This window comes from Bacillus cereus group sp. BfR-BA-01453 (assembly GCF_022662915.1).
Lineage (GTDB): Bacteria > Bacillota > Bacilli > Bacillales > Bacillaceae_G > Bacillus_A > Bacillus_A paranthracis.
This window is the reverse complement of sequence record NZ_JAKUEN010000004.1, coordinates 53,661-77,968: the sequence shown is the minus strand read 5'-3', so window position 1 is coordinate 77,968 and position 24,308 is coordinate 53,661. Positions and strand designations below refer to the sequence as shown.

The window sequence follows — 24,308 nt, the reverse complement described above, 5'->3', positions numbered from 1 at the left end:
TTTACCGAATACCTTTCTTATTTTAATACATACACCCACTCAATTGTATCTCCTGGCTTCACTGTAACTACACCTGCACTATGGTTTGGAAACGCACCGTTCACACGATATTTCCATCCACTAGTATCTGTAATATCTTTTTCATATAAATCATTAATACCTTTTACGTAAATATCACCTTTAGATCCACTCGCATCCACATCTAATCCTGTACGCTGCAATACTTTATAAACAGTATCACCTTCTTGTACATCAACCTTTTTCGCAGCTAATAAGTATCCTTCATTACCTTTTACTGAGATAGTGACTTGTTTTGCTTTAGGTTCTGGTGGTACTGGTGGTACTGGCTTTGGTGGTGGTACCGGTGTTGGCGGAGTTGGTACACTATTGTTCTCTTCTGGATTTTTCTTTTGCTCCTGCTTCGGTGTTTCTTTCGGCTGATTCACAACCTTAGCTTCTTCTTTTACTTCTGGTGCTTTCGGTTGTTGCTGCTGTTGTGGTTTTTCTTCTTGTGCTTTTTGTTGTTCTGGTTGTTTATTAACAGCAGGCTGTTCCTCAGGTTTCTCTTCTTTCTTTACTTCCGGTTGTGCCTGTGGCTTTTCTTCTTTCGGCTTCTCTTCTACTTTTTGTTCTTGTTTCTCTTTTTGCTCTTCTTGCTTATTTTGCTCTTGTTCAGCTTGTTTTTCTTCCGGTTTTTCTTCCGGTTTCGCTTCATCTTTTTTCTCTTCTTGTTTTGCTACCTCTTCTTGCTTTGGTTCTACTTTCTTCTCAGGCTTTACAGCTGCCTCTTCACATCCGGCAAGTAGCCCAAGTGAAAGCAGTAAAGAAATAAACCATTTCACCTTACTCATGTTGTCTCTCACCTTTCATATTAAAAATTAGGAGCAAATGATTGCTCCTAATTTTTGTTAAGCTGCTTTACGTCTCCATAATACATATGCAGAAGCAATACATAATACACCCATACCTACTTCTGTCGCTGCACTATGAGAAGATGCTCCTGTTTTTGGTAACGTGCTACCGTTTCCTGACTTTTTGCTTTTAACCGGTTCGTTATCAACAACAACTTTTAAAGTGTCATCTTTCGTTTCTTGTTGTACTTGTTTTTGTTCTTTTTGCTCTTGTGGTTGTTCAGTAACTTCTTTTTCTACTACAACATTTTCTGAATCCACATTTGGTTTCGTATCGATTTCAGGAACAGATACATTTGACCAGTCATAAATCGATTTCCCAAGATCTTTAAACTGAAGTAAAGCTAATAATGCTTGCTCTGTAGCCATTCCGCTACCGTTTTGATCGCCTGGTAACCATTTAAATTCACCATTTGGAAGTTGATATGATAATAGGTTTTGCATTGCCTTATGAAGACGATTTTGATCTACATCTTTAACAAGCGATAATCCAATAATTGCTTGCGCAGTACTATTTGAATTTTCTTGTCCATCCGCTGAAAAACCACCATTTTGCAGCTGTTCATTATATAAATACGCAACAGCTTTTTGTATAGCTGGTTTCACATCTTCACGGTCTTGATAAGGAGCTAATGCTGATAAAACCATACCTGTTACATCAACGCTACTCGCACTGTCTTTACTGCTTGCACTATCATAAGTCCAGCCGCCATCTGTATGTTGTGCGTTTAAAAGTGCATCTACTAAAGCAACTCGATTCCATTTTGAATTCACTGGCACTTCATATTTCTTCGTATCAAATGCAAGTAAAGCAAATGTATAACCTGTAACAGAATTCACTTTATCTGATTCGTACAATTTTTGAACTAAATTATGTTCGCCTACCTTTGTTGGGTCTGCATTCATGGCATTCATCATAATAATCGTTCTAGCTAAATCTGTCGCTGAAAAACGATTAACGCGCTTTTCTACCTTTTCAGTTACAGCCTTAACATAATTTAATTTCGCTTCGATTGGTATATCCTTTCCAGAACGAGAAAGACCTAACGCTACCCAATCACTTTCAATTCCATCTTGTAACATCTTTTCAGATGTCTTAGAGATCGCGTCATTTACTTGTGCTGCTGGAACTTGAATGTTTTCTTGCTTTGGTTGTTCTGGTTTTTCTTGTTTTGGATCATCCGTTTTTGGTTCTTCTGGCTTTTCTTGTTTTGGATCATCCGTTTTTGGTTCTTCTGGTTTTTCTTGTTTTGGATCATCCGTCTTTGGTTCTTCTGGTTTTTCTTGTTTTGGATCATCTGTTTTTGGTTCTTCTACAGTTTTACAAGTACCAAATTTATCTAATGTTTGTTGTAATGTTTCTTGACTCATATTGTTCCAATCTGAAACAAATCGGAAAACAACAACATCTCCAGATTTTAATTTATAACTATCCGCTCCAACTTCTGCAGATTGATCATTTACATCATATAGCCAGCCGCTTGTAGCCCCAGCCATTAAGCCGTCAATGCCTTTTACATACGTTCCAAACGACATCGTTTCAGCTTCTACTTTGTCCCCCATGACTTTTTGCAGCAAGCTTAAAGCTGTTTCCCCATCTTTAATTTGCTCTTCTTTCGGACATAACATAATGCCCTTTTGTGATTCACCAATAATTGCAAGTTTTGCTGTATTTCCTTCAGCAAACGTAATATGTACTGTATTCGCAAAAGAAACAAATACAAGTGTAACTGCCATTAACGACGTAAGCAGCCATTTTTTTAACATTGCCATCCCAAAATTTCCTCCCTTACTACTATTCACACAAAAAAAGGCCCTTCAAGGGCGTGCAATTGACACTCTTTTTTTGTAAGTGTCGAACAAACTGTGCAACACCTCCGACCCGCATCATTCGCGGCTATATTTGTATAGGAAAAATAATTTTGTTCATGAACGTATCATTGTGATAACATTCACTTTTCTAGGCACAACTTACTTCCATTTAAGTTATCGTAAAACGATAAACCTATACATTCTGTTAATTTTAAATTTCTGTATTATTTTACTATTGACAAAGAATTTTGTCCATGCTTTATCGGATTTATTTTCTAAGAATAGTAACTTACTAACCTTTAACGATGCAAACTCTTTTCACTAATAATGACGCCATCTTCATCCGCATATACATATTCATTCGGCTTCCATTCTACTTGTCCAAATTGCAATGAAATATTCTTCTCGCCTTTCCCTTCTTTTACACTTCTATTTGGCATCGTTCCTAACGCTAAAATACCAATATTAATATTCTTTAGTTCACTAGAATCACGAACATATCCATTTACAATAATCCCTGCCAGCTTTCTTTTCTCCGCAATAGCTGCCAAATTATCACCAAGTAACGCACAATTCGTAGACGCACCGCCATCAACAACTAATACCGTTCCTTCTGGTAGTGTTTGCAATCCTTCTTTCACTAGTACATTATCATCCTTCACTTTCACCGTTGCAATTTTCCCGTGAAATTGTTCTTTCTTCCCAAAAGATCGAAAAGACTGGCGACATATTTGCAATTCTTTTTCAAACTCATCACATAAATCCGTAGTTTTCCACATTTTTCCCCCTCTTTTCCTTATTCTTTCTATTTAACATATTCTTGGATTATTTTCGTTTCCCTGTCTAATGTTGCAAGAATTTGTATGTGCGGGAAAAGGACAGAAAAACTATTGCCTTACGAAGCCACCTTTATTATAATCTATTTCACAGATAAATTTCAGAATATTAAAAATTAATTAAGTGAAAAAGGAGGGGTTTTATGCAATTACAAACTGAAGTAAAAAAACAACCTAGTAAACGAAAGTTTAAAATGCCTGATGCGTATGTACTACTATTTTTTATTGCTTTACTATGTGCAATAGCTACTTATTTCGTTCCTGCTGGAGAATTTAAAAGAGTTACAAACGGGACTGTCACAACGACAATACCAGGAAGTTATCATTCTGTTCCACAATCGCCAGTAGGATTTGTTTCTTTTTTTACCGCTATTGAAAAAGGAATGACACTTGCTGCTCCGATCATCTTCTTAATTTTATTTACGGGTGGCGCTATTGCTATTCTTGAAAAAACAGGTGCTCTTGACGGTTTAATCTATCATGTTATTAACAAATTTCGTAATCAGCAATTACTTTTCATATGTATTGTCGCCGCACTCTTTTCCATTCTCGGAACGACTGGCATTATCGTTAACTCAGTTATCGGCTTTATCCCTATCGGCATCATCGTTGCCCGCACATTAAAATGGGACGCTATCGTCGGCGTAGCCATTATTTATTTAGGTACTTATGCTGGTTTTAATGCTACTATATTATCTCCTTCACCTTTAGGCATTTCACAAAAAATCGCGGAACTCCCAATGTTTTCAGGAATTGGTTTACGCACAGCAATTTATATCTCTTTTTTACTTGCTACCATTCTATATATTAATTGGTACGTAAAACGCTTAAAAAATTCGAATAAAGGAAGCATACTCGGAGATAACTGGTTTCCAAGTAATGCTCTTTCAAGTGAAAAAGAAGCGCAGAAAACAGAAGTTCCTTGGACAATACGTCATAAATTAATTTTACTCGTTTCAGCTTTATCATTAATTGCATTTTTAATCGGCGCTTTTCGTCTACATTGGACAGACGCAGAAATGACTGCTACTTTTATTTTCATCGCAATTACAGCTGGAATAATAGGTGGTATGAAAGCAAACGATATCGCTTCTACTTTTCTAGCAGGCTGCCAAAATCTCATATACGGTGCTTTGATCGTCGGAATGGCTCGTTGTATTTCAGTCATTTTAGAACAAGGAAAATTACTTGATACAATCGTTAACCAACTCGCACAGTCTCTCGAAGGACAAAGCCCGGTATTTGGCGTAATCGGTATGTATGTAAGTAGTGCCGCATTACATTTCCTTATTTCATCCGGTACAGGTGAATCTGTTATTTTTATTCCGATATTAGCTCCGTTAGCTGATTTCATGCACATTACACGCCAAGTTACAGTACAAGCTGTTATGCTCGGCGAAGGTGTAGTGAACTGCCTCAATCCAACTTCCGGTGTTTTAATGGGCGTTCTCGCAGCGAGCGGTATTTCTTATGGAAAATGGATTCGATTTATGGCTCCACTTGCATTCATTTGGTTTATTATTGGACTTATTTTTCTTATTGTTGGCGTGAATATTGAGTGGGGACCGTATTAAAACTATGAAACTTTCTCCCTATTATTTCACCGTTATCTTATAATAATGAAAAAAAGGATTGATTATAGTAATCAATCCTTTTCACTTGCATCTCTCAAAGCTAAATCTCTGCAGCTAATAAATTGTACTCATTGTCAAAAGAAGCATGGATTCTATGGCCACCAAATACATCTCCATCATTGTATTCACAATATATATCATTTTCTCTCATTACAATGTCCATAAGAGTAATAGATTGCTCAAATGTTTCTTTCGTCATATCATATTCTCCTGCATCTACAGCATCCCAATCTAAATGTTCATCATTCTCATCATATTCAGGCCAAAAATCATTTTTATACTCTATTAATTCTTCCGCTATAGCAAGCTTAGCTTTTTTATCAAATTCCTCTAAACATACATAAAGCTTTTCTGCTCTTTTCAGCATTTCATGTACTTGTACACGCTCATTTCTAACATCCAATTCCCAATGTACTTTTCCTTCGTTTTGTTCATATGTATGTAAAGTTTCATTAAAGATAAACATTCCAATCAATTCACTATTTATTGATTTTTCCATGATTTCATTTCCTTTCTATCCCTGAAAAAGAAACTTTAATTAGTTTGATAGACATGGGACTGAACTCCTAATGCTTTATTTTTATGCTGACTTTTTTCATGAAATAAAACTCAGTTATCAGTCTAAACCATTTTTTAGATTTAACAATAATATGTGTGCATTTGTAAAATTCCAATTAAGTTTGTTAAAAATGAAAAATTCTGAAGTTAGTATTTTATTAAATTTTATTTCAACCCAATAGCATTTTTATCCTTCAAATAGCCCCTTTTATTCTAATTTCTGCATTTCTTTCAGCCGTTCTATATCCTTTTCTGAAGCCTTTTCTATTTTATACAATTCATAGCTACCCTTTATCTCATTTATCACTACAAATTCGATTTCATTCCGAACATAGCTTTTCGTTTTTCCTTTTTTATAACCAATAACATTATCTAATATAGTTTCCCCACTATCTTTTTTATATAAATTATAGCTAACAGGTGGACGACCAATTACATACTTATTATCAGAAAATCCGACTATATCATCCCTTCCTAATCCTGTCGAAGCACTCCAGACAAACATAATCTGAAATATAGAATAAACAACAATACCGCATAAGAAAAAAAATAGGATTGATTTAAAAAATAACTTTACAGGCATGCTTCTCAAAAGACATTCCCTCCAATTTCACCTCAGGATAGCAAGAACAATACGTGAATTTTGTATGCTAAGGCACCAAAGTTTTTATAATGTTCCACAGCTAGTTTAAATAGTGCATCCTTACCTCAAAAACTATCGTAGAGAGTAGCTCAGCTTATGACCTTTCTCCCAAAATAAATACATAACTTTATTAAAACTAATCTTTCTACCCATTAACCACACCCCCGTATTATATATTTTAGTATAAATATTTTGGAACGATAAGCCCGCAAAATATTTTGAAATTAAATCTTCCGTTAGAGGGCGCTTTAAAGGTTTATATAAATGTATTAATAATAATCAAAAACACTTGAAGTTGACGTTGGGTCATTTTATATACTGTTAAGTAGCTACTATTTAGCAATTTCATAAAAGAAATTAGAAAAATAGGAGGTTTTCATATGAAACAGGGCGATATTATTATTTATGGATGTGTCATTATAGGTGCAGGTATTGGACTGCTACTGGATCATGGATTTCCTGGTGCACTAATTGGATTAGGAGCAGGCTACTTACTTAAAAATCTTCTTAGTAAAGAAGGTTAGATGCGAAATAAGAAAATAATCGTTAAAGATAAAATCTTAACGTACAGAAAGGTAGGTTTATCAGTTGATACACATTAATAAAGTTGCAGAACTGACAGGCGTTACAGTAAGAACACTGCGTTATTACGATAAAATCGGATTATTAAAACCAGCATCCAAAACAGAGGGTGGCCATCGTTTATATACAAATGAAGAAATAAAAAAACTTCAGCAAGTTCAATTTTTAAAAAAGGTTGGATTTCCGTTACAAGAGATTAAACATATGCTCGACTTCAATGAGTGGGATTGGTCGGATAGTTTAAAGAGCCAATTATCTTATGTAATAAATGAGCAGAAAAATTTAAAGAAAATAGAATTATCCTTACGAGAAATGATAAATGGAATTGCGTTAGAGGGAGAAGAAAGCTGGATCGCGATTCAAAAAATCATGCAATTATCCAGCAAAGATAAAGAAATACAACAGTATTATCGCGAATCTGTATTTAAAGAAAAAGAAATAAAACTATTGGAAAAGGTTCCTAAAATGGCAAGTGACTGTTCTGATTCACTCGAATGGATTGCTCTCATCGGCCAGTTAAAGCGTTATATGAAGGATGGCCCAAAAGCAACGAAAGTTCAAAATATCATAAGACGAATGGAGGAAAAACGCTTAGAAGAATTTGAAGGTGAGGATGAATTTCTAAATAAGCTTTGGGAGATAAGGATGGCTCCCGAACAATCAGAGAAACTTAGTTTATATCCAATCGATCAAGATGTGCTTCAGTTTATGAACGAGGCATATGCCATTTTTATGACTAAAAAAAATAATCCTGAGCCGGAATAAGGGGGAAAGCACAATGGGTACAGAGCAACTTCTCCTAATAGGCGGATTAGCTATATTAGACACGCTAAGCCCTACTACAATAGGAGTAACAATATATCTACTTTTAACAGATAAAGAGCGTCTCACGAAACGTTTATTCGTTTATTTATTGACGGTAGCAGGATTTTATTTTGCTGTTGGCGTTTCACTCATGTTAGGATTAGATTTTTTGTTTAAGTTTATTTCTAGCTTATTTCAAAACCGAATCGTAAGCTGGTCGTTCTTCATTATTGGTGTCATATTATTCATTGCAAGCTTCTATATTCCACCTAAGAAAAATTCAGAGATCCCTTCACCAAAAACAAAAAGTATTTTTTCAATGATTGCACTAGGATTCACTACTACATTAATTGAAGCGGGTACTGCATTTCCTTATTTTGCGGCAATTGGTATACTGACTACGTCTAATCTATCATGGGTAGAATGGTCTTCTATTTTAGCTGGATACAACTTGATCATGGTATTGCCCTCTCTCTTGCTGTTTCTCTTCTATCTCCTGTTTGGTCGATGGATGCAAAAACCTCTCGAGAGAATTCGAGTGAAAATCGCTAATAGTACAGGATCAGCTCTGTCATGGATTATGTGTATAGTTGGCTTCCTCCTAATATTAAATAGCCTGGATTATTTATAGGGTATTTATAGAACCTACAATCAGGGGAATATGTTTGAAACTACAGAAGTACTTACACCTACCATTCCCCCCACACCAGTCCGTCTTTTATAGGCAGTTACTCTCCCTTCCATCTTCCTCATATTCACCTAATTTTGATGTAAGAGTCCTACTACCTGGGATAAAATATGATGCCATCCAATTTATAATTATTTCTTCCAGCTCTGGATGAAGTGGCTTTCTTGCTCCTTCTTCATAATTCTTTTTAAAATCTAATGCTTTAAACTCACCTTCAAAAACTTTCAAACTATGATCCATATTTTTTATTACATATACTTCAGAATCACCTTTCACATAATCACTGATCCGCTTAGCTCTTTCAGGGTCAGCCTGAATATCTTTATCACCAGCGATAGCTAGCACTGGACATGTTACTTGTTGTAAGTCTTTATAAATGTCATGCTGAAAATGCTCTCTAAACCATTTTGCATTCATCGGTTTAAAACCAACTTTAATCGTATCTTTTTCTGTATTCATCATTTTCTCTTTTATTTTTTCCATCTGCTTTTCTCCACGTTTCTCCACATTGAGAAGGCGCATTAGTTTTCCCTTTATTCCTTTTTGTTCTTTTAATTCTTTATAAGCAATCTCTCTTTGTCTTTTCGTAGCTTCTTCTAACGATTCCGCAGCTCCTGTAAGAAGGATGAGTCCATTAACTGGTGTTCTTGCATTTACTACAGTTGCTAACATACAGCCTTCACTATGACCAGCTAAAATGATATTTTCCGGATTAACAAATGGTTGTTCTTTTAAATACGTAATCGTAAACTCTATATCACTAACTAAATCCCACATTCCAGTCTTCAGAAATTCTCCGTCACTCTTTCCTACTCCGCGTTTATCAAAGCGGAGCGTCACTACCCCAAGTCTCGCCATTACATGCGCTAAATCTTTATATATGTTCGCCTCAAGCTTTAGTGGTACGATCGTTCCATCACGATCAATCTCTCCAGATCCCGCGATAATGACAATAGCCGCATACTTCCCGTCAGCTTTCGGTTTAGTGAGTGTACCTTGCAAAGTAAACTCACTATTGATCGCTACTTCATATTCATCAAAAGTCATCATTTTGTCCCCCTATTCTTTTATATCCAATTTAAATTTCAAACTCGTTATTATATTTTTATACTCTCTTACATCTTTCATTGGAGCAAAAACTGGATTCTCTGCAATACTTTGTAACATACTTCGCTTTATAATCTCTTCATTTCTAACTGTTTTAGCGCCGAGTGGAAACTCTGCAAACCATCCATCAATCGCATCAAAATAGGAATCACCGTGTAAATGCAGACTATTTACTGTGAAGCTTGCCGCACAAACCGTTACATATTTACGTAACATTTCTAACGCCTTTTCAAAATTCCCTTGCATACAATATACTTGCGCAGCAGCATAGTATACTTTTAAAGTCATATTAGGATGTAATGTTTCTATTTCATATATATCTATTAACATAAAAGCTCTATTCAAAATCACCTCTACTTTTTCAACGCTTGAGGCATTTACTACTACATAATTCGGTATTGTCGCAACGAGTTGTATTAAATGTTGATACATGCTAATTTGCATTATTTCATTCGCCTTTTTAGTATTTCCAAGCATTTGATACGCCTGTGCGATTAAATCTTCCTCTGGAACGTTAGGACGTATCGTTTCACCAAGCAATTGCAATGCTTCATTCGGTTTATTGAGTATAAGATAGCAAGTTGCTTGAAACGATACCGCCTCTTTCACAAGAGAAACATCATCACTTTCTTCCTGAACCCTGCTAAAGAGATACATTGCTTCTTCTAACATTTCAATTCTTTTATCCGTGTCCTCCGTTAACATGTGATGATTAATAAAAAGTATTCCTATTTGAATTAATAATGGAAAACAAGAATAATATTTTTTTATGATTTTCCTGCACTCCATCATTACTTCATCAAATGGTTTTTCACTAAAAGCTTCCGCTAGTCTATGATATAAATTTTTAATATCTTCCTGTTCCATTTGCGGTTTATAACTGATTAGTTCATCTATACTTAGGTTAAAGTACGATGCTAGCAGTGGTAAAAATGTAATATCCGGATAACTCTGCCCCGTCTCCCATTTGGAAACAGACGCCTTCGTAATACCGATATACGCCGCTAACTCTTCCTGTGTAATTCCCTTTTCTTTTCTCTTATCCGCAATTACTTTATGAATGTTTATCTCCTTCACATCATCACCTCATACTTTTATTATATGCTTTTATTTCACACAAAATATGGATTTAAAGTCGACTTTCGTTAACAAAATCAACTGTTAGGAAACATGTCTCTAAAATCAAAGGCAGGGACATATTTGATATGTCCCTGCCTTTTTATTGTGGGGTACCGATACATGGCCATCTAGCTAAGATTTTGAAGTACTTCAAAATCAAACATTGCATCTCACCATAGTTTTCTATGAGATTCCAGTGAACAGCTTATTTATATAGTTTTCGAAAGCGGAAGTTATTTTAAAATTCTATGTTTCGATTTTTTCTTTACCCTTACGGATAAACCACCATATCAAAGCCACAAATAGCACGAAAAACGGTATTATTTGAATAAAGAAAAATCCTTTCCAAAAATAAAGTGGATTATTATATATAAATTCTGTTGACGCCTCATGTTTATAAGAAACAAACGAACCTACCAAACAAGAAATTGGAATTGTAAGTACATTTATCGCTAAACAGATTATTATCAATGATAAATTTTTAGCCTTAATTTTGGGTGAAACAGATAAGAAAAATAAAAATATTGAAATACCGGATATAAGAAACAATGGTATTACATAAAAAATCAACATAATATCCCTCCATGATTTTGATTATACCATCAGCAAAAACAATTTTGATAACCTCACATGAATGGAGTATTCATGTGAGGTTATCAAAACGTCTCATTATCGGCATCAATGAAAAGAGGAAAACATATTCTCACAAGAGAACCTTCTTTTTTTACATGGATCCATGTATTTTTTATACATTCCTATCCTAGCTCAGTTTTAAAATTCTCGTTTGTTACTGAATTAGCTGAAAATCCACATAAAAATTTGCATACTCTTAACCTGGGAATTTTCTAAAAACCTGACGATATCCCTCTCATAAAATCTCCTTTTGTACAGAAATAATAGAGTGCTATAAAAATACCGGTCATATTTTTCAGCAATTGGGCCAGATTATAGAGTGATTTTATTAATTGCGAATCAATCGTTTTGCATTTCATATAATCTTGCCCCTACTGTGCTGCGCTCTAATCCAATTTTACTAATATTTGTTTATGACATCTGACATCGTAGATTTCATTGTTCGTAACAGTTCTTCTTTTGTTATCTTTTCTTGCACATTTTTAAAAGGACCACCTAAAGATTTACCATTTTGATCCTTAATCTCTAGTTCTGTTATCTTTTTATTATTCTCCTGAATGAGTTGAAATAGAGCATATAAACGATCTAATTCTACGGAATTCAATTGGCTAAAGTCAATCTCGTTAATCATTTGCAAAGTTAATAATAATTTATTAGTAGGTTTTCCTTCATCTGGATCTTTATTATCTAATATATATTGAAGAGGATTTTCCATTTCAGATTCCACGTATCCTAATTTTTTTATTTCTTCTAGAGTTGGTTTGAATTTCTTATATTCCTCAAATGTTTTTTTCCCATATTGGTATTCATCACCTACTAGATACGAATAGAGGAGACCTTGTACCTTTACTCGGAATTTTAGATATTTGTTATTTTTTTCTTGTACAGTATGGTAGGTATTACCACCATTATTTTCATTTATCGGGCTCCAATCTGTTACAACAACATCAATACCGTATTTTTCTTTTATATATTCTTGTACCTCAGCTCCATTTTCTTGATTACAACCATTTAGACATAAGAAACATAATACTAATATTACATGCTTCAAAATTTTCATATAAGCACTCCTATGTAAGAATTAATTCTTGAATGTGTGGCACACTACAAAACCTTCTTTTCCTTAGTCATATACTTTAACTTTTACATAGTTTGAATCTTAAATCATTTAAGTTACTTAATTCCCTAAATATACCACTTAAAGTATTACCGTCTTAAAATATATAACTTATTTGTTTTTAGGTCTTTCTCAATTCTATAAGCCTATGTTTCATTGGGCTCATATCTAAAACGTACATTTATACCATGATACCTATTTTACTATAAAATCCGGTTACATTGTTAAAATATCCCTTTTTTCATTTCCTAGTATAGGCGTTCCTTCTACTCAATGAGGGAATATTTATGGAAAGACATTATACAATTTCAAGTTATGCACCATCTATAAGCAGAGAAAACATAGATATAAACATAACAAAACCAAGGTAATATATACGAATAATCACATTTAGGATCACTAATGATAATGTTATACTACTATCAACCAAGAAGAACCCAATAAACTATGATTAATCACTACATCCTCTTTCAAGGGTAGCACCCCATGCCCATCTAGCTAAGATTGGGTATTTCTTGAACCCCTATTAAACACTCTCCCGTCACTTGTCTATCTTTAAGAGTAACTCTGCTTGTTTATTTAAAGTCCTCGCACCGAGGCTTTGTCGTCCCCAAAAATCCAAACAAACGATTCAGATTATATGTTTATATCAAACTGAACATTCAATCTTTATTTGGTTTATCCAGTTTGTAAATAAAAAAGGATAATCCGCCCTCATAATGGACTAACTATCCTATAAATCTTTATCTAAATTAAATAAAACTAGAACTTCTTTCCCTATGTATCATTATTTCGTTATCTCACCAAACTGCGCTCTCGTCACTTTCGCCAAGTCATCCACTTTAAGCTCAATTTGTATACCGATTTTCCCGCCGCTTACAATGATCGTTTCAAGCGATTGGGCGCTTTCATCGATACATGTAGAAAATAACTTTTTCATTCCGACTGGTGAACAGCCGCCGCGAATATATCCTGACACTTTCGTAATATCTTTAACAGGAATCATTTCAATTTTCTTTTCACTTACTGCTTTTGCGGCAGCTTTTAAATTTAGTTCCTCATCTACCGGGATGATAAACACATGGTAATTTTTACTATTCCCTTGAGCGATTAACGTTTTATATACTTCTCTCACTTCTCGTCCAATTTTCTCGGCTACTGATACGCCATCAATTTTTCCATCGTCTGGATCATATGACATCATCGAATATTCAATTTTTTCTTTATCTAATATTCGCATCGCATTTGTTTTATCTTTTTTCATAACGTTCTCCTTAAAAAAGTTATTTCATATTATTAAGTTTTATTATACACCCTTTTCCATTTCTCCTACATAACTTCACGTATATTTCAAAACTAAAAATATTGATAATTCAAAAATCATCTGATATAATTTGGAAAAACTTATGTTAAGGAGAGATTTGTAATGCAAAATTTTAATACTTCTTTCCAACTTCATCATCATACGTAACGCCGTGTATCCGAAGAAAAATTTTTCTTCGTGGGTACAGGGCTTTTCCTGTTGACCCACGAAGCGTTCATAAAGCTATGTGGGTATTTTTATACCTGCATAGCTTTTTTTAATTTAAAAAGGAGTGATTACAATGGAAATGAGAAATGTAAAAGGAACGAAAGACTATTTACCAGAGGAACAAGTACTACGAAATAAAATTAAAAGAGCGTGCGAAGACACGTTTGAACGATACGGATGTAAACCGTTAGAAACGCCGACATTAAATATGTATGAGCTTATGTCTTACAAGTACGGCGGTGGTGATGAAATATTAAAAGAAATATATACACTTCAGGATCAAGGAAAACGCGCACTTGCCTTACGTTACGATTTGACAATTCCATTCGCAAAAGTTGTGGCAATGAATCCAAACATACGCCTTCCTTTTAAACGGTATGAAATTGGGAAAGTATTTCGAGATGGCCCTATTAAACAAGGGAGATTTCGTGAGTTTATACAATGTGACGTTGATATTGTCGGTGTTGAATCTGTCATGGCAGAAGCGGAACTTATGAGCATGGCGTTTGAACTGTTCCGAACGTTAAACTTAGAAGTAACGATCCAATATAATAACCGAAAATTGTTGAACGGTATTCTCCAGTCTATTAACATCCCTACTGAACGAACGAGTGACGTCATTTTATCATTAGACAAAATCGAAAAGATTGGGATTGATGGTGTACGGAAAGATGTACTTGAGCGCGGAATTTCTGAAGAAATGGCTGATACGATATGTAATACCGTATTATCTTGTCTACAGCTTTCAATTGCTGACTTTAAAGAAGCTTTCAATAATCCACTCGTTGCAGATGGGGTAAACGAATTACAACAATTACAGCAATATTTAATCGCTCTTGGAATAAATGAGAATACGATATTTAATCCATTTTTAGCACGAGGACTCACAATGTACACAGGTACTGTATATGAAATCTTTTTAAAAGATGGCTCGATTACATCTAGCATCGGTAGCGGTGGTCGTTACGATAATATTATTGGAGCATTCCGTGGCGATAACATGAACTATCCAACAGTCGGTATTTCATTCGGTTTAGACGTTATTTATACAGCACTATCACAGAAAGAAACAGTATCATCTACAGCGGATATATTTATCATCCCGCTCGGAACAGAATTACAATGCTTACAAATCGCTCAGCAATTACGTTCTACCACTTCCTTAAAAATCGAACTTGAACTAGCAGGACGCAAATTAAAACGCGCCCTTAATTATGCAAATAAAGAGAATATCCCTTATGTGCTTATTATTGGGGAAGAAGAACTTAGTACAGAAACCGCTATGCTGCGGAATATGAAGGAAGGTAGTGAGGTAAAGGTTCCGCTTTCTTCTTTAAAAGACAATACACTAAATAAGTATTTTAATACGCCTACTACGTTATGATTGTGAAGTGTCTTCAAAATGTAAATGTTAAAATAAAAAACTCCATTAAAAATAATGGAGTTTTTTCGCACAATTTAATTTTGTTTAAATATAAATGTCTGTTTATACTTTCTTTCCGCCTCACAGTCTTTTTGTCCATTTTCCAACACTTTAGAAGGCTTTTCTTGCCAAGTTATAATAACTTCAAGTTCATTAGACTGAACGGATATAGGAAAATTCGCATGATTAAAAGCAATTTCTTTACTTAACACATAATCTTTTTTAGAAGTGAAAAGTTCATACTTCGTTCGAGAATGTGGTTCATTTCGAAATACTTCAACGGTTACATGATAAGCGTCCTTCCCAATATCTTGAACCTCGAAACCATACGTATCAAAAACATCCTTTTTAGATGTAACTAAACTAGTTTTTTTATCAGGTTTCTTAATTTCTATTTTCCATCGATCTGACGTTTGAGAAACCGGCAACTGCTTTGGAGAAAAAGCATGAACAGTGAAAGAACTTCCAATTACGAAACAAAATATACAAAAGAAAGAAAAAAGTACTTTTTGCATTAGTATAACCTCCATTGTTTTAAGTTTTGAATTACTGTTCCCTAAAAGCAATGGATGTATTATGTATTAAACTAAAAGTGCCTTCCTACCATTATAGAATTACGTATACAAGTTTTTATATAGATGAGAGCAACTCAATAATTAGTTTACATAAAATAATTACACTCTACTCAAAACTACGCGTATTTAATATATTTGTGAAATTTGATAATAACCACCTGAAAACGCCAATAAAAAGAGGAATCAGCAGTGCAATAATATTATTTCTTAACATCACTTCTCATCCGTTCTCTCTACTATACCAAATTCAACTATTTACTATTATTTTGTGCATTCCTACTCTCCAAAACTTTCTCCATATTATGAGTCGCCCACTCCATCATTAATAGAATCATTGGACGAAGTGATTCACCAAGCTCCGTTAGCGAATATTCTACTTTTGGAGGTACTTCACGGTACACTTCACGATGTATAATGCCATCCGCTTCGAGTTCCCTTAGCTGCAATGTTAACATTCTTTGTGTGATATTAGGTTTTAATCTTTTTAATTCATTAAATCTCTTTGTACCATCTAATAAATGATACAAAATAACCCCTTTCCATTTTCCGCCAATAACCTCAACCATCGCTTCAACTGGACAAGAATATTTATTTAAAAATGGGTAATTCACATTATTTTCGTTTGAACAATCCATAATAAATCCCTTCCCTTAACATTAGTATCTTTTTTGATACTATACCACATAAATGTGCGTACTTGTTTCTATGTTACTTTAAAAATATAATTTGGTTACAAAATAAATTAATGAAAAGAGGAACTTTTATGAAAAATACAAATACAAATCAAATTACAAAAGAAAAAATTATGGAGGCTTTTCATTTCAGACATGCATGTAAAGCGTTCGATCCTATGCAAAAAATTTCAGAAGAGGATTTTAAATTTATTTTAGAAACAGGAAGATTATCTCCTTCTTCTTTCGGATATGAACCTTGGAAATTTGTTGTCGTACAAAATAAAGAATTAAGAGAAAAACTACGACCATATTCATGGGGCGCTGGTGGGCAACTTGCAACAGCTAGCCACTTTGTCATTGTTCTTTCAAGAAATATTAAAGATATGCATTATGATGCAGATTATATTAAACATATGATGAATGATATTATTGAATTACCTGAAGACGCGCAAAAAATTAGATATGAATTCTTCAAAAAGTTCCAGGAAACAGATTTTAACTTATTACAATCTGATCGTGCTGTATTTGATTGGGCATCTAAGCAAACTTATATTGCTTTAGGGAATATGATGACGAGCGCAGCTCAAATCGGGATTGATTCTTGTCCAATAGAAGGATTTGATAAAGAGAAAGTAGATTCTTTACTTCGTCAAGAAGGCATTGTCAATGGAGATAACTTTGAAGTATCTGTTATGGTTGCCTTTGGTTACCGTAAAGAAGAGCCAAAACGTGATAAAACAAGACAGACTATGGATGCAATTGTTGAATGGATTGAATAAGATAACATGCGCTCCTTATAGCTGCATACTCATACGAAAAAAGTAGAATTTCATTTCTCTTATGTATGAAATTGGTTTTTCATGGAAAGATATATTAGTATGTATGCAGTTTAAACACTCTATTTATTAGAGTTGGACAGGAGGAGAATGAATATGTCTGATATTGAAGTTGGCGAAGTGTTTACGCTTAGTGATGAGAATAACGAAGAGCAAGAAGTAGAAGTGCTTGGAGCGATGGATGTCGAAGGCGCTGAATATATTGCAGTTGCCTTTGTTGAAGACATTCAAACAGAAACCGAGGAAGACATTGATATTTTCTTTTTAAAAGTAGAAGAAGATAGTGAATTCTCATACATTGAGAATGACGAGGAATTTGAAAAAGTATCTGCTGCGTTTGAAAAGATTTTGGATGAGCAAGAGCAAGAATAGAATGAAACACACGAGGACGGATACATATCCGCCCTCTTTTTATTTTTCACTCACCCAAAGATTTATGCAGCAATTCCAGTACATCTTTCATCACAAAAGGACCGTCTTGTTTCACATGCTCAGCAAATTCAGAAACGAGACGTAGTGTACTCACACTTTCAACTGGATGCTCTCCTGAAGCACTTTCAGCAGAAAGCATAACAGCATTCGTTCCGTCCAGTACAGCTTGAAACACATCAGTTACCTCAGCCCTTGTTGGAATCGAATGATCTACCATAGATTGAAGCATTTGGGTCGCTGTAATAACATATGTATTCGTTCGATTGCATTCCTGAATCATCATTTTTTGCAAGAGCGGAATAAATTGAAACGGTAACTCAACTCCTAAATCTCCCCTTGCAATCATGATTCCATCTACTTCTTTACATATATCTTGAAAATTCTCGATCGCTTCCATCGTTTCTATTTTTGCAATTAAATTAGGTGACGTTTCTTTATACTGTTGTATAAAATCTCGTATTTCTTTTATATGACTAGGTTTTCTTACGAAAGAACATGCAATAAAATCAACACTTTCTTCTAAAAGAAACTGAATATCTTTTTTATCTTTCTCTGTAATAGCTGGTAAACGAACGATTGCGCCTGGTAAGTTCACCCCTTTATGAGATGAGATATTACCACCTGTTTTCACCTTCGTTTCTATTTTATCCGTACTTACTTTCTCAACGATTAACTCAACTTCACCATCATTAACTAAAATTCTACTTCCAACTTTCACATCATTCGCGATTCCTTCATAATCAACACTTGCTTCCGTACTACTCCCTGTAACTGGTTGCGTATGCAAAATAAAAGAATCTCCCGCCTGAAGTGTAATTTGTTCTCCTTTTATTTCACCTAACCTTATTTTAGGACCTTGTACATCGCCTAAAATTTTAATAGAATCATCTAACGATTTCACTAAACGAATGATATCTTTATGACTTTCATGCGTTCCATGTGATAAATTTAGCCGAACAATTTTCATACCATTGCTTATTAACTGCGCTAACGTTTCTTTATTATTACTTGCTGGCCCAATTGTACAAATTCGATCTATTGTCATTTTTATCACCATCCTTTTTCATTATGATTCCCATAAACCTTCATTACACTCTCCACATAAAAAAAGCCTACTCCCACAAGTAGGCTTTTGAAACTACGAAAGTTTTGTTAATAATTGATTTAAATCTTTTTTCGTTTTCGTCGTTAATGATTTCATTTTATTAATATCTATCTTTTCTTTCTCCGCTCCTACAATTAACGGATACATACTTTGTCCAATTGTTTTAGATTCAGCTGGGTGTGATGTTTCTAACTCTTTCTCAATTACATCCCACTTTGCATTAATTTGTTTTCCAAGTTTATTTACTGTTTCTAATTTCGGATTAGCAGCTAATTGCTTGTCTAAGCTATCAATTAATGCCGCAACTTCTTTTACATTTGTTTTCACCGCTACGTTTTTCTTCGGATCTTTCGTTGTTTTTCCGTCTGAGTTTGCACTTGTACTTTGATCTGTTGTTTTCCCACTAGTCGTTTGATCATTTGTTTTTCCTGTCGTCTCTTTTTCTTTTGTTTTTACATTCTCGTTTTGAGTTGACGTTTTACCGTTACTTTCTGTTCCTGATGATTCTTTCGTATTTTTGGCATCTTTATCTGTTTTTTCATTTGAAGAAGTATTTGTTTCTTTTTCAGTATCTTTCGTTGTTTTTGACGCTTCATCTGCACTTGTCGTTTTTACTTCTCCTTCATTTTGCGCTGTTACTTGCTCTTTCTTTTCTGTTTCTTTATCTGCTGATGGACTACAAGCTGCCATAGTAAGCATTGTACCAATTGTTATCGATGCGATAGCGACCTTTTTCATTTTCATATAAATCCCCCTATGTTTACTTTATTTATCCTCCCCTTTACGATTCGATTTCCCCTTAAAAAATCCCTTTTCATACGAATTACCATCTTTCCGACAGTAATCTTCATAATAATACGTACAAAAAATGATAAATCAATTCGAATATTCGAGTTTCTTCTACTTCATTTTTCTTCTCTTTACTAAAAGAAAAAGAGTATATTGTCATATGAAGAATTACGATCCTTATATAACGATATACTCTTCTATCAAATTTTTATCTTTCTTGACATTTTATTTACACAAAAAAATAAAATTTTCTTTCGTTTTTTTGTTTCTCAATAATTGTTAACATAATATATTTATGAGTAACCACCATTCGAATGAATAACTTGCCCCGTAATCCATTTTGCTTCTTCACTGACTAAAAAAGAAATTAAGCGCGCAGCATCCACCGGTTCTCCTACTTTACCTTGTGGAAACTTCCATACTAAGTGATGCTTCAGCTCCTCTGTAATCCATCCTGTATTCGTCGGTCCTGGATCAACAGCATTTACTGTAATCCCCTTCTCCATCGCAACTGGTGCTACTGATTTTGTAAATGCTTCAATTGCCCCTTTCGTCGCTACGTATGCTAGTTCATCAGGCATTGGCCCGAGTGACTGCCCTGAAGTAAGATTAATAATACTGCCACTCGCCTTGCTTGCATAATGTTTTATAAATAATGAACTTAATAACATAGTAGCTCGAACATTTACTGTATAATGTTTATCTAACTGTTCTACATTTAATTCTTCAATTCTCGTATGAGTAGCATACGCTGCATTATTAATTAAAATAGATGGATCGCCTAACCGTTCTGATACCATATAAAACAAACGATTGGGCGAATACGACTGCGATAAGTTGATTTCTGCCATTTCACATCGAACACCGTAACTTTCAATCTCCTCTTTCAACAAAAAGGGCTCTTTGTCATGCATTCCCCACGGCATCGCTTTATCATACTGAGACCAGTACGTGAAAAAAATGTCTATCCCTTCTTGAGCAAGCACCTTGCATACAGCTGCACCAATTCCATTCAGACGAGTTGCCCCTGTTACAATTGCTATTTTCTTCACCTTTTCTCCTCCATCTATGGATAAATCCTCTGCACGAATACAGAGGATCTATCTATTTATTCAATATTTGACAATATACGTTCTGCACCTAATTTTAAAATTTTAATAAAGATATAATTTACAATCGTAAACATTACAAATAAAACGATAAACATAACCCACAGTCCTACTTGAAGGAAGAAGTATAATAAACCTACTCCCGCAACAATAACTAAAGCTATTAAAATATTAGCTAAAAAATTCCACAAAGTTGTATAGCGACTCTTAAATAATTTCTGCTCTGTATCCCAATGTATATCTGCAGTTTGTGCATCCCAGCGTGTGCCGATTAAATTAATTAACAATAAACCGTTCGCACTTAATAAGAACCAAAGAACCATAAATACTGGAGAAATTCCCGCTACAACTGCCATCGTAATACCGAACACTGCTAAAATAATTACATTAATTAACCAAGCCGTGATTGCTTTCGCAAAAAAGATATCCGAAGCTTTTACAGGTAAATATCGATTCACAAACCAAGAGCTTCCATCACGTGAGAATGAAGTTGTTGCGATGACGTTACTTCCCATTAAAAATAGAGAGGCACAAAGGCCAACACCAATTGCAAGTCCTGCTGATTTTGGATTATCAATATATCCCGTGATCCATTTTAAATTCCCATCTTGCACGAATAAAATGAAGAACAACATAATCGGCATAACGAAAGTTTGTACGATACAATTTAAGAAAAATTGTGGTGTACGGAATAACGTTTTAAATTCTTTTTTCACATATGCTTTCAAATGTGAACTTTGTACCGTAGATTTCTGTAAGCCTTCTGCTGAAATGACTTCTTTTTTTGCTGTACTCGTTGAAAGTCCAATAACCCCTTTTAAATATGTACGCTCTGCAATGTAATAAAACAACACAAAAAATACAAATGAAATAACTGCAAAGATGATTACGTATAAAGGACCCTTCCAATTTGCATTTTCTACTAATGCTACTGCTCCAAAATATGTAGTTGGAAAATAGTTTGTCATTTGTACTAAAAGAGAAGACTGGTTGTTTGCAAGGTAATCCGCAATTGCATCTTCAGAAAACGAGCTTTTATTTTTCCACTGTAAAAACACATTAATTCCTACAATAAATAGTATACTTACGATTCCAATAAATATATTGCCTCGGTCTTTATTTTTCGCTATATTCGTATACCTCATAATAACTGTCATCAGTAACGAAGCTAATACTAACGGCACAATTGGGAAGAGTAAGTAAATAAAAATCATATATATGTAATATGTAATAAATGCGCCACTTTTTAACCCGTACGTAATAAAGATTGGTAATAAAATAAATGAACTCATTACGTATTGTGTAATTAAGACTGTTAAAAATTTCGCCGAAATAATTTGCGCTGGTTTTAATGGTAACGGTAGTAACATTTCAATGTCATTGCTGTAGTAAAATACAGTTAAAATGTTCGTAATACTCATTAAAAATACCCATATACTCGCAATCGCAAGTCCCATTGCGATAATCATTCCTGGATCTTGCCCTAAATGTATCATTCCCTCATACATTGCATGCGTGATAGAACCAAATAGTAAAAAGCCGACAAATAAAATGGCTGCAAATGAAAATACATACGCCCATCGCTTCTTCTTATCTGTTATAAAATCTGCATAATTTAATTTTAATAATACTTTCGTTAACGTCCAAATTTTACTCATTGCCCGTCATCTCCAAGAACATTTTTTCAAGTGATTCGTTGGATTTAAAATGATCTCTCATTTCATCTAAATTCCCTTTAAACTGCAGATTTCCCTTATTAATAATCGCGACGCGGTCACATAATTTTTCTGCCACTTCTAATACGTGTGTAGAGAAGAATACAATCTTTCCTTTATCCGCATGTTCTCTCATCATTTCTTTTAAAATATATGCAGATTTCGGATCAAGCCCCGTTAACGGTTCATCTAAAATCCATACATCTGGCTCATGCACGAGCACACCAATAATAACAATCTTTTGTCTCATACCGTGCGAGTAACTTTGAATTTGATCCGATAATGCATTATAAAGATCAAATTTCTTCGCTAAAGACTCAATTCGTTCTTGGCGTACTTTTTTCGGCACTTCATACATATCTGCCATAAAGTTTAAATATTCAATTCCCTTTAATCGTAAAAACATATCTGGACTATCTGGGACATAACCAAACGTCTTTTTCGCTTCCATCGGATTTTTCATAATATCTATACCGTTAATCGTAATCGTCCCTTTGTCCACCCCATGAATACCAGTAATCATCTTAATTGTCGTTGATTTACCCGCACCATTCGGTCCTAAAAATCCAAAGATTTCTCCGCTAGGCACTGATAAACTTAAATCTTTTACTGCATAGGTAGACCCATTATAACTTTTTGACACATTCGTAATTTCAATCATTACATCCAATCCCTTCCTTAATTACCAAATAACTATATTAATATTATAGCATACTTATATTTTTTTATTTTTGTATTTTTCAGTTTTTAACCTTTGAAATAAATATACAGACCTAATCCAACGATTAAAACGATAGCTAGTATCATATAAATCATCGTAAGCCTTCTAATATTCCCCTTTGTCGCTTTACTATAATTTGCATCACCCTTTCGCCCAATTAACACCGTCGCCACTACAGTAATGACTACAAGTAATACAACGATCATGATCCAAGTTAGCATACCTTCCTCCCCCTCCTTACAACCATTTTACAATATTATCCTCTTTATTTCGCAGTATATTTCCTCTTTTTACTATTATTATGAAAAGAATTGGAAAACTATTATTACTATACATTTTTATATGTGATATATTTATAACATAACGTGAATTATTTCTAACATTGAAAGGAGAATCTATCGTGAAAACAACTTGGATTAAATATTTAGGATTTCTCGGTTTCTTTGGCTTCCTCGGCTTTTTTTACGACAAAGGATTGTTTACTATGTTCTGTTTCTTCTCTTTTTTCACAACGTATAGAACGGTTCAACACGATGAACTATTTGAACAAATCGTCAATAAATCTTGCCGCAATGCCTTTATCGTTACATTACTAACTACCGCTATTATTATGTTTATTGAAATGCTGTTTCCAAACCCGGCACTACAAGAGATTGATATCGCTCTTATTTTCGGCACACTCATTCTTACGTTCGGCTTCTCTATGTTCTTTTACGATAAACCTGTTGATGAAATGGAAGATGCGCCATGGCGTTCGTAACGAAAATAAAAGAATACCGCGCCAAGTTGAACATGACACAAGAAGATTTAGCAAAGAGTGTTGGTGTACGCCGTGAAACAATTAGCCATCTCGAAAAAGGAAAATATAATCCTTCCTTACAGCTCGCTCACGATATAGCGAAGGCTCTTCATAGTACGATTGATGAGATTTTTATTTTTGAGAATAAATAGAAA

The 24,308-nt window shown here is 34.3% G+C and carries 26 protein-coding genes and 1 pseudogene; 9 read left to right on the top strand and 18 right to left on the bottom strand.

Translation table 11 applies throughout. The features are described from left to right. Positions 1-17 precede the first annotated feature (17 nt). The 3 genes from MR070_RS10580 to rraA form a co-directional block, all read right to left on the bottom strand. The gene (locus MR070_RS10580) at positions 18-851 is read right to left on the bottom strand and encodes a DUF4430 domain-containing protein (RefSeq protein WP_000048878.1); all 834 of its coding nucleotides are present in this window, start codon (positions 849-851) and stop codon (positions 18-20) included. Between the two features lie 57 nt (positions 852-908). Continuing rightward, on the bottom strand, positions 909-2,684 hold the full coding sequence (locus MR070_RS10575; RefSeq protein WP_242261210.1) for a DUF4430 domain-containing protein: 1,776 nt from the start codon (positions 2,682-2,684) through the stop codon (positions 909-911). A 338-nt stretch (positions 2,685-3,022) separates the two neighbouring features. Next, entirely contained in the window at positions 3,023-3,502 is a 480-nt protein-coding gene (gene rraA, locus MR070_RS10570) for a ribonuclease E activity regulator RraA (RefSeq protein WP_044793175.1), read from the bottom strand. A gap of 200 nt (positions 3,503-3,702) precedes the next feature. Here rraA and MR070_RS10565 point away from each other — a divergent pair, with 200 nt between their 5' ends. After that, a complete protein-coding gene (locus MR070_RS10565) occupies positions 3,703-5,133 on the top strand; it encodes a YfcC family protein (protein ID WP_061184649.1) in 1,431 nt (476 codons plus the stop codon). A 100-nt stretch (positions 5,134-5,233) separates the two neighbouring features. On the opposite strand, the gene MR070_RS10560 is transcribed toward MR070_RS10565, so the two are convergent. Then, positions 5,234-5,692: a DUF2262 domain-containing protein gene (locus MR070_RS10560; RefSeq protein WP_000415699.1), complete on the bottom strand. Its 459-nt coding sequence runs from the start codon at positions 5,690-5,692 to the stop codon at positions 5,234-5,236. A 267-nt stretch (positions 5,693-5,959) separates the two neighbouring features. Beyond that, positions 5,960-6,334, bottom strand: coding sequence for a hypothetical protein (locus MR070_RS10555; RefSeq protein WP_012644490.1), 375 nt, complete (start codon positions 6,332-6,334; stop codon positions 5,960-5,962). 440 nt (positions 6,335-6,774) lie between these two features. Here MR070_RS10555 and MR070_RS10550 point away from each other — a divergent pair, with 440 nt between their 5' ends. The 3 genes from MR070_RS10550 (at position 6,775) to MR070_RS10540 (ending at position 8,411) form a co-directional block, all read left to right on the top strand. Continuing rightward, a complete protein-coding gene (locus MR070_RS10550; protein WP_000808927.1) occupies positions 6,775-6,918 on the top strand; it encodes a hypothetical protein in 144 nt (47 codons plus the stop codon). 64 nt (positions 6,919-6,982) lie between these two features. Then, positions 6,983-7,741, top strand: a complete 759-nt coding sequence (locus MR070_RS10545; RefSeq protein WP_000581356.1) for a MerR family transcriptional regulator — start codon at positions 6,983-6,985, stop codon at positions 7,739-7,741. 13 nt (positions 7,742-7,754) lie between these two features. Then, a complete protein-coding gene (locus tag MR070_RS10540) occupies positions 7,755-8,411 on the top strand; it encodes a GAP family protein (protein WP_000536414.1) in 657 nt (218 codons plus the stop codon). 87 nt (positions 8,412-8,498) lie between these two features. On the opposite strand, the gene MR070_RS10535 is transcribed toward MR070_RS10540, so the two are convergent. The 5 genes and pseudogenes from MR070_RS10535 to ybaK all read right to left on the bottom strand — a co-directional run bounded on the left by MR070_RS10535 (position 8,499) and on the right by ybaK (position 13,708). Next, positions 8,499-9,515 carry an alpha/beta hydrolase family protein gene (locus MR070_RS10535; protein ID WP_242261209.1) on the bottom strand — a complete coding sequence of 339 codons (1,017 nt, stop codon included), beginning with the start codon at positions 9,513-9,515 and terminating at the stop codon, positions 8,499-8,501. Positions 9,516-9,527: 12 nt separating this feature from the next. Further along, a complete protein-coding gene (locus MR070_RS10530) occupies positions 9,528-10,652 on the bottom strand; it encodes a helix-turn-helix domain-containing protein (protein ID WP_242261208.1) in 1,125 nt (374 codons plus the stop codon). 288 nt (positions 10,653-10,940) lie between these two features. Continuing rightward, positions 10,941-11,267 carry a hypothetical protein gene (locus MR070_RS10525; RefSeq protein ID WP_098946583.1) on the bottom strand — a complete coding sequence of 109 codons (327 nt, stop codon included), beginning with the start codon at positions 11,265-11,267 and terminating at the stop codon, positions 10,941-10,943. A 402-nt stretch (positions 11,268-11,669) separates the two neighbouring features. Next, positions 11,670-12,387, bottom strand: a pseudogene (locus MR070_RS10520) (hypothetical protein); the annotation flags it as partial. Between the two features lie 844 nt (positions 12,388-13,231). Further along, the gene (gene ybaK, locus MR070_RS10515) at positions 13,232-13,708 is read right to left on the bottom strand and encodes a Cys-tRNA(Pro) deacylase (protein ID WP_044793177.1); all 477 of its coding nucleotides are present in this window, start codon (positions 13,706-13,708) and stop codon (positions 13,232-13,234) included. A gap of 340 nt (positions 13,709-14,048) precedes the next feature. Between ybaK and MR070_RS10510 the strand changes: the two genes are divergently transcribed. After that, the gene (locus tag MR070_RS10510; protein ID WP_242261206.1) at positions 14,049-15,359 is read left to right on the top strand and encodes a histidine--tRNA ligase; all 1,311 of its coding nucleotides are present in this window, start codon (positions 14,049-14,051) and stop codon (positions 15,357-15,359) included. Positions 15,360-15,433: 74 nt separating this feature from the next. Here MR070_RS10510 and MR070_RS10505 read toward each other — a convergent pair whose 3' ends face one another. Both MR070_RS10505 and MR070_RS10500 read right to left on the bottom strand, forming a co-directional pair. Further along, entirely contained in the window at positions 15,434-15,913 is a 480-nt protein-coding gene (locus tag MR070_RS10505; protein WP_242261205.1) for a hypothetical protein, read from the bottom strand. 311 nt (positions 15,914-16,224) lie between these two features. Next, positions 16,225-16,608, bottom strand: a complete 384-nt coding sequence (locus tag MR070_RS10500) for a winged helix-turn-helix transcriptional regulator (protein ID WP_000340660.1) — start codon at positions 16,606-16,608, stop codon at positions 16,225-16,227. A 110-nt stretch (positions 16,609-16,718) separates the two neighbouring features. On the opposite strand from MR070_RS10500, the gene MR070_RS10495 reads away from it, so the two are divergent. Together MR070_RS10495 and MR070_RS10490 are read left to right on the top strand one after the other, a co-directional pair. Continuing rightward, on the top strand, positions 16,719-17,426 hold the full coding sequence (locus tag MR070_RS10495) for an NAD(P)H-dependent oxidoreductase (protein WP_242261204.1): 708 nt from the start codon (positions 16,719-16,721) through the stop codon (positions 17,424-17,426). 147 nt (positions 17,427-17,573) lie between these two features. Further along, positions 17,574-17,855, top strand: a complete 282-nt coding sequence (locus MR070_RS10490) for a DUF1292 domain-containing protein (RefSeq protein WP_001997837.1) — start codon at positions 17,574-17,576, stop codon at positions 17,853-17,855. Between the two features lie 46 nt (positions 17,856-17,901). Here the strand turns inward: MR070_RS10490 and MR070_RS10485 are convergent, their stop codons facing one another. From MR070_RS10485 to MR070_RS10460, 6 genes are all read right to left on the bottom strand, one after another. Further along, positions 17,902-18,972 (bottom strand): pyruvate kinase, encoded by a 1,071-nt coding sequence (locus tag MR070_RS10485; protein WP_242261203.1) that lies wholly within the window; start codon positions 18,970-18,972, stop codon positions 17,902-17,904. An 81-nt stretch (positions 18,973-19,053) separates the two neighbouring features. After that, positions 19,054-19,764, bottom strand: coding sequence for a hypothetical protein (locus tag MR070_RS10480; RefSeq protein ID WP_000782552.1), 711 nt, complete (start codon positions 19,762-19,764; stop codon positions 19,054-19,056). Positions 19,765-20,102: 338 nt separating this feature from the next. Next, positions 20,103-20,861: an SDR family oxidoreductase gene (locus tag MR070_RS10475; RefSeq protein ID WP_044793188.1), complete on the bottom strand. Its 759-nt coding sequence runs from the start codon at positions 20,859-20,861 to the stop codon at positions 20,103-20,105. A 56-nt stretch (positions 20,862-20,917) separates the two neighbouring features. Beyond that, positions 20,918-22,576: a putative ABC transporter permease subunit gene (locus MR070_RS10470; RefSeq protein WP_138321552.1), complete on the bottom strand. Its 1,659-nt coding sequence runs from the start codon at positions 22,574-22,576 to the stop codon at positions 20,918-20,920. Then, the gene (locus MR070_RS10465) at positions 22,569-23,294 is read right to left on the bottom strand and encodes an ABC transporter ATP-binding protein (RefSeq protein WP_242261202.1); all 726 of its coding nucleotides are present in this window, start codon (positions 23,292-23,294) and stop codon (positions 22,569-22,571) included. The genes MR070_RS10470 and MR070_RS10465 overlap by 8 nt, the downstream gene beginning before the upstream one ends. Positions 23,295-23,380: 86 nt before the next feature. Further along, a complete protein-coding gene (locus MR070_RS10460; RefSeq protein ID WP_242261201.1) occupies positions 23,381-23,575 on the bottom strand; it encodes a hypothetical protein in 195 nt (64 codons plus the stop codon). A 179-nt stretch (positions 23,576-23,754) separates the two neighbouring features. Between MR070_RS10460 and MR070_RS10455 the strand changes: the two genes are divergently transcribed. Both MR070_RS10455 and MR070_RS10450 read left to right on the top strand, forming a co-directional pair. Further along, the gene (locus MR070_RS10455) at positions 23,755-24,114 is read left to right on the top strand and encodes a DUF3796 domain-containing protein (protein ID WP_048525167.1); all 360 of its coding nucleotides are present in this window, start codon (positions 23,755-23,757) and stop codon (positions 24,112-24,114) included. Then, a complete protein-coding gene (locus MR070_RS10450; protein WP_044793191.1) occupies positions 24,102-24,305 on the top strand; it encodes a helix-turn-helix transcriptional regulator in 204 nt (67 codons plus the stop codon). The genes MR070_RS10455 and MR070_RS10450 overlap by 13 nt, the downstream gene beginning before the upstream one ends. Positions 24,306-24,308 lie beyond the last annotated feature (3 nt).

Bases quoted from the DNA above. Each gene is read 5' to 3' on its own strand.
- rraA (WP_044793175.1), bottom strand. From the start codon at position 3,502: ATGTGGAAAACTACGGATTTATGTGATGAGTTTGAAAAAGAATTGCAA.
- MR070_RS10555 (WP_012644490.1), bottom strand. From the start codon at position 6,334: ATGCCTGTAAAGTTATTTTTTAAATCAATCCTATTTTTTTTCTTATGC.
- MR070_RS10495 (WP_242261204.1), top strand. From the start codon at position 16,719: ATGAAAAGAGGAACTTTTATGAAAAATACAAATACAAATCAAATTACA.
- ybaK (WP_044793177.1), bottom strand. From the start codon at position 13,708: ATGAAAAAAGATAAAACAAATGCGATGCGAATATTAGATAAAGAAAAA.
- MR070_RS10490 (WP_001997837.1), top strand. From the start codon at position 17,574: ATGAATATGTCTGATATTGAAGTTGGCGAAGTGTTTACGCTTAGTGAT.
- MR070_RS10505 (WP_242261205.1), bottom strand. From the start codon at position 15,913: ATGCAAAAAGTACTTTTTTCTTTCTTTTGTATATTTTGTTTCGTAATT.
- MR070_RS10525 (WP_098946583.1), bottom strand. From the start codon at position 11,267: ATGTTGATTTTTTATGTAATACCATTGTTTCTTATATCCGGTATTTCA.
- MR070_RS10535 (WP_242261209.1), bottom strand. From the start codon at position 9,515: ATGACTTTTGATGAATATGAAGTAGCGATCAATAGTGAGTTTACTTTG.
- MR070_RS10480 (WP_000782552.1), bottom strand. From the start codon at position 19,764: ATGAAAATGAAAAAGGTCGCTATCGCATCGATAACAATTGGTACAATG.
- MR070_RS10575 (WP_242261210.1), bottom strand. From the start codon at position 2,684: ATGGCAATGTTAAAAAAATGGCTGCTTACGTCGTTAATGGCAGTTACA.
- MR070_RS10465 (WP_242261202.1), bottom strand. From the start codon at position 23,294: ATGATTGAAATTACGAATGTGTCAAAAAGTTATAATGGGTCTACCTAT.
- MR070_RS10560 (WP_000415699.1), bottom strand. From the start codon at position 5,692: ATGGAAAAATCAATAAATAGTGAATTGATTGGAATGTTTATCTTTAAT.
- MR070_RS10485 (WP_242261203.1), bottom strand. From the start codon at position 18,972: ATGGTGATAAAAATGACAATAGATCGAATTTGTACAATTGGGCCAGCA.
- MR070_RS10460 (WP_242261201.1), bottom strand. From the start codon at position 23,575: ATGCTAACTTGGATCATGATCGTTGTATTACTTGTAGTCATTACTGTA.
- MR070_RS10540 (WP_000536414.1), top strand. From the start codon at position 7,755: ATGGGTACAGAGCAACTTCTCCTAATAGGCGGATTAGCTATATTAGAC.
- MR070_RS10470 (WP_138321552.1), bottom strand. From the start codon at position 22,576: ATGAGTAAAATTTGGACGTTAACGAAAGTATTATTAAAATTAAATTAT.
- MR070_RS10500 (WP_000340660.1), bottom strand. From the start codon at position 16,608: ATGGATTGTTCAAACGAAAATAATGTGAATTACCCATTTTTAAATAAA.
- MR070_RS10510 (WP_242261206.1), top strand. From the start codon at position 14,049: ATGGAAATGAGAAATGTAAAAGGAACGAAAGACTATTTACCAGAGGAA.
- MR070_RS10565 (WP_061184649.1), top strand. From the start codon at position 3,703: ATGCAATTACAAACTGAAGTAAAAAAACAACCTAGTAAACGAAAGTTT.
- MR070_RS10580 (WP_000048878.1), bottom strand. From the start codon at position 851: ATGAGTAAGGTGAAATGGTTTATTTCTTTACTGCTTTCACTTGGGCTA.
- MR070_RS10550 (WP_000808927.1), top strand. From the start codon at position 6,775: ATGAAACAGGGCGATATTATTATTTATGGATGTGTCATTATAGGTGCA.
- MR070_RS10450 (WP_044793191.1), top strand. From the start codon at position 24,102: ATGGCGTTCGTAACGAAAATAAAAGAATACCGCGCCAAGTTGAACATG.